The 3,905-nt window shown below is 72.2% G+C and carries 5 protein-coding genes; 4 read left to right on the forward strand and 1 reads right to left on the reverse strand.

The genetic code is table 11. The features are described from left to right. Positions 1–367 precede the first annotated feature (367 nt). Both ACFV6I_RS38295 and ACFV6I_RS38300 read left to right on the forward strand, forming a co-directional pair. A complete protein-coding gene (locus ACFV6I_RS38295; RefSeq protein ID WP_063350359.1) occupies positions 368–595 on the forward strand; it encodes a hypothetical protein in 228 nt (75 codons plus the stop codon). 179 nt (positions 596–774) lie between these two features. Then, complete coding sequence (locus tag ACFV6I_RS38300) at positions 775–1,137, forward strand: hypothetical protein (RefSeq protein WP_063350358.1); 363 nt, start codon at positions 775–777, stop codon at positions 1,135–1,137. Between the two features lie 86 nt (positions 1,138–1,223). Here the strand turns inward: ACFV6I_RS38300 and ACFV6I_RS38305 are convergent, their stop codons facing one another. Beyond that, the gene (locus ACFV6I_RS38305) at positions 1,224–1,889 is read right to left on the reverse strand and encodes a TetR/AcrR family transcriptional regulator (protein WP_380430774.1); all 666 of its coding nucleotides are present in this window, start codon (positions 1,887–1,889) and stop codon (positions 1,224–1,226) included. A gap of 133 nt (positions 1,890–2,022) precedes the next feature. Here ACFV6I_RS38305 and ACFV6I_RS38310 point away from each other — a divergent pair, with 133 nt between their 5' ends. Then, positions 2,023–3,054 carry a medium chain dehydrogenase/reductase family protein gene (locus tag ACFV6I_RS38310; protein WP_380430777.1) on the forward strand — a complete coding sequence of 344 codons (1,032 nt, stop codon included), beginning with the start codon at positions 2,023–2,025 and terminating at the stop codon, positions 3,052–3,054. Positions 3,055–3,252: 198 nt separating this feature from the next. Continuing rightward, the gene (locus ACFV6I_RS38315) at positions 3,253–3,843 is read left to right on the forward strand and encodes a lytic polysaccharide monooxygenase (RefSeq protein WP_380371932.1); all 591 of its coding nucleotides are present in this window, start codon (positions 3,253–3,255) and stop codon (positions 3,841–3,843) included. Positions 3,844–3,905: the final 62 nt, after the last annotated feature.

Genomic DNA, 3,905 nt, shown 5'->3' on the forward strand with positions numbered 1-3,905 from the left:
CCGGCCAAACCCCCAAAAAAAAAAAAAGCCCCCAAAAAAAACACACCCCCCCCAAAACAATGTTCTCGCCAACAACAAATCAAACAAACTCGACTGTAGCAGGCCCTGGCTCGTCGCGGTGGATGTTCCGCAGCCGGTCTTTCCGACCCCTCCCCCACGGGGGCGGCTCACCCGCCGACGGGATCGGCAACGGGTGGCGCCGCCAGGGCAGTTGGGAGGTCGGCGGCGGGGCCCGGTCGGACGGGTAAATTTTTCGGGCCGGGCGGGTCCGCCGAGCCGGGGCCGGCTGGTCCTGCCCTGTCACCCGGCGGGGTTCCGGCCCTCCGGAAGGGTCCGCTCCCCGGTTTTTCGGAGCATACTGATCGGGATGACGAAATCACCGGCAGTCCGGCGCCACCTGCCCACCAGTCCCTTCAAAGCCCCGGCCGAGGTGCCCCGCAAGCGGTTCGCCGCGGGCGACCGGGTCACCCACGACAAGCACGGCCTCGGCCGGGTCGTCGACGTCGAGGACGGCAGCGACATCGCGGTCCTCGTCGACTTCGGCTCCCGCCAGGAGCGACTCACCCCTCCGTACGCCGAGATGTGGAAGCTCTGACCCGGGGCTCCCTCCCGGGACACCAGGGCCCGGGCCCCGGAAAGATCCACGAGACCTTCCCCAGGACGCCGGACCGTGCGTAGGCCGTAGGACAGGCCGCGCGCACGGTCACGCGCCCGGCCTGCACCGAACCGTGCACGACGCCACCGAAGCCGGCGGCGGCGCAATAGTCTGGGTGCATGTCGAACTCTGATGAGCTCCTCGTTGACATCGCCGCCATGGTGGAGTCCGAGCACAGCAACCAGATGTCCTTGACCGTGGTGGTCCCCGGAGCGGTCATCACCGGCCGGCTCGCACCGATGGCCCTCTGGTTCGAGCGGGTGTCGGAAGTCCTGCACACCTCACAGCACTTGAAGCCGTTCGCCGCCCTCTTCTCCCCGCCCTCCGCCAGCGTGCCCGCACGGCCGACGCACCTGCACCTGCACCGGGCGCGGATCCTCCAGGGCGACTTCGGACTGCCCCACACCGGCGGCATGTACCGGATCGCCATCGAGGACGTGAGCAGTTGGACGGTGGGTGACCTCAGCTACTCCGACGCCTGACCTCCGAGCCTGACCTCCGACAGGCCCCGGGCGCGCCACACGGCCGCCCGGGGCCCTGTCCGTGAACACGGGCCTGCGCCGCGCCGTCAGCGGCCGGTGAGCGAGCGGAGCTCGGCGGCGTAGAGCTGGGCGGGGTCGAATCCCATGCCGGTGAAGTGGCCGGCGAGTTCGAGGGAGAGCACGCCGTGCAGCCTGGTCCAGACGGCGAGGGCGAGGTGGAGGACCGCCGGCGGGGCCGGGTGCTCCCCGGCCCAGGCCCGGTGTTCGGCGAGGTGGGCGTCGAACGGGGACGGCGACACGGCCGGTGCCTGCTCCGCCGGTGACAGCTCGGCGGTGCAGGCGTCGAGCAGGACGGCCATGATCTCGACGGAGATCCGGGTGGTGTCCTCGGGCGCCCGGTAGCCGGGCACGGGGGTGCCGTAGACGAGCAGGTACCGCTGGGGGTCGTCCAGGGCCCACCGGCGCAGGGCCTGCGCCAGTCCGGCCAGGTCGGCACCCGCGGCGGCCCGGGCCTGGAAGGCGTCGGCGAGGCTCCGGTAGGCGTCCCGGACGAGTTCGGTGATCAGCTCGTCGCGACTGGCGAAGTACCGGTAGAGGGCCGGGCCGCTCATGCCCATCCGCTTGGCGATGGCGTTGAGGGACAGCGCGGAGGCCCCGGCGGTGGCGATCTGCTCCCAGGCGCGCTCCTTGATCTCCTCCTGCACCTGGGCGCGGTAGCGCTCCCGGGGAGTCCTCACATCCGACGCGCCCATGGCCGCCTCCAGACCTCACGACGATGACATCACCATCTCGTTAGAGGCTATCACTCTCCCTCTTGACTCTCACCGACGCCTGCCGTTATAACTTCTAACGAAGGCAATACCATCTATCGAGAAGGAGGGCGTCATGGACACCGAACGCCTCGTCCAGGTCGTACTGCCGGGCATCGTGGCGCCGGAGGGCCTGGAGATCCGGCACGGAGCCGTGCCGCAGGCCGGCCGGGGGCAGGTCCTGATCGCCATGGAGGCGAGCGGCGTCTCGTTCGCCGAGCAGCAGATGCGCCGCGGCCGGTACTACGACCAGCCGCCGTTCCCGTTCGTCCCCGGCTACGACCTGGTCGGCCGGGTGCTGGCCACCGGCGAGGGCGTCGACCCGGGGCTGGCCGGGCAGCGGGTGGCCACGCTGATGAAGGTCGGCGGGTGGGCCAGCCACGTGGCGGTCGACGCCGCCGACGCCGTGCCCGTCCCGGACGGCCTCACCGCGGCCGAGGCGGAGACCGTGGTGGTCAACGGCATCACGGCCTGGCAGCTGCTGCACCGCCGGGCACGGGTGCGCGCCGGGCAGCGGATCCTGGTGCACGGCGCCTCCGGCGGGGTGGGCTCCGTCCTGGTCCAGCTGGCACGCGCGGCCGGCGTGCAGGTGATCGGCACGGCGTCCGCGCGGCACCACGACGCCCTGCGGGAGCTCGGCGTGACCCCGGTCGACTACCGCACGGAGGACGTGGCGGCCCGGGTCCGGGAGCTGGCGCCCGGCGGGGTGGACGCCGTGTTCGACCACGTCGGCGGGCGCAGCGTGATCGACTCCTGGCACCTGCTCGCCCCCGGCGGCACGCTCGTCGCCTACGGCAGCGCCTCCACCCGCGACGACACCGGCTCCAAGCAGTGGCCGGTGCTGAAGATCCTCGCCCGCACCTGGCTCTGGAACACCCTGCCCAACGGCCGCCGCGCCCACTTCTACAACATCTGGGCCGGCCGCACCCTCGGCCGGGACCGCTTCCGCGCCCGCCTCCGGTCCGACCTCGCCCAGGTGTTCGCCGCCGTCGCCCGTGGCGACGTCACCGCCCGGATCGCCGCCCGGCTCCCGCTCGCCCGGGCGGCCGAGGCCCTGCGGCTGGCGGAGTCCGGGACCGTCAGCGGCAAGATCGTCCTGATTCCCTGACCTGCGGGGCGCGAGGGCGCGGGGCACGGCAATGGCCTGGCAATGACCCGGCAATGGTTCAGACCATTGACGGCCCGGACGGGGGCTTCTACGGTGTCAGCACCGACCTGACGCAGGCATGCCACGATCTTCGGCCGCGCCCCCACGCGCGCGCCCTACGTCGGGCGCACACTCCATCCACCCCCACGGAGGAGCACCATGCGCAAACGTCATCTCGCCGTCGCGGCCGCAGCCGCGATCGCGCTCCCGCTCGTGCTGGCCCTGCCCGCCCAGTCGCACGGCTACATCAACCTGCCGCCCAGCCGGTCCGCGCTCTGCGGAGCGGGCGGGGTGCCCTGGGACTGCGGCGACATCCAGTGGGAACCGCAGAGCGTCGAGGGCCCGAAGGGCTTCCCCGGCCGGGGCCCGGCCGACGGCACCATCTGCGCCGGCGGGGACGCCCGTTGGGCCCCGCTGGACGACCCGCGCAACGGCACCTGGCCGACCACCCGGGTGACGGCGGGCCAGCAGCTCACCTTCACCTGGTACATCGAGGCCCGGCACTCCACCACGAACTTCAGGTACTACCTCACCAAGCCCGGTTACGACGCGAGCCAGCCGATCACCCGGGGCAGCCTGGACCTCACCCCCTTCCTGACCGTCCCCTACAACGGCCGCCAGCCCGCCGCCACCACCACCCACACCGCGACCCTCCCCAGCGGTCGCACCGGCCACCAGGTGGTGGTGGCGGTCTGGGACGTCGCCGACACCGGCAACGCCTTCTACTCCTGCACCGACGTCCAGTTCTGACGGTCCTGACCGCTGCACCGTACTGACGGCCCCGGTCCCGCCGCCCCCGACCAGGGGCGGCG

It is taken from the genome of Kitasatospora sp. NPDC059803 (assembly GCF_042732255.1).
Lineage (GTDB): Bacteria > Actinomycetota > Actinomycetes > Streptomycetales > Streptomycetaceae > Kitasatospora.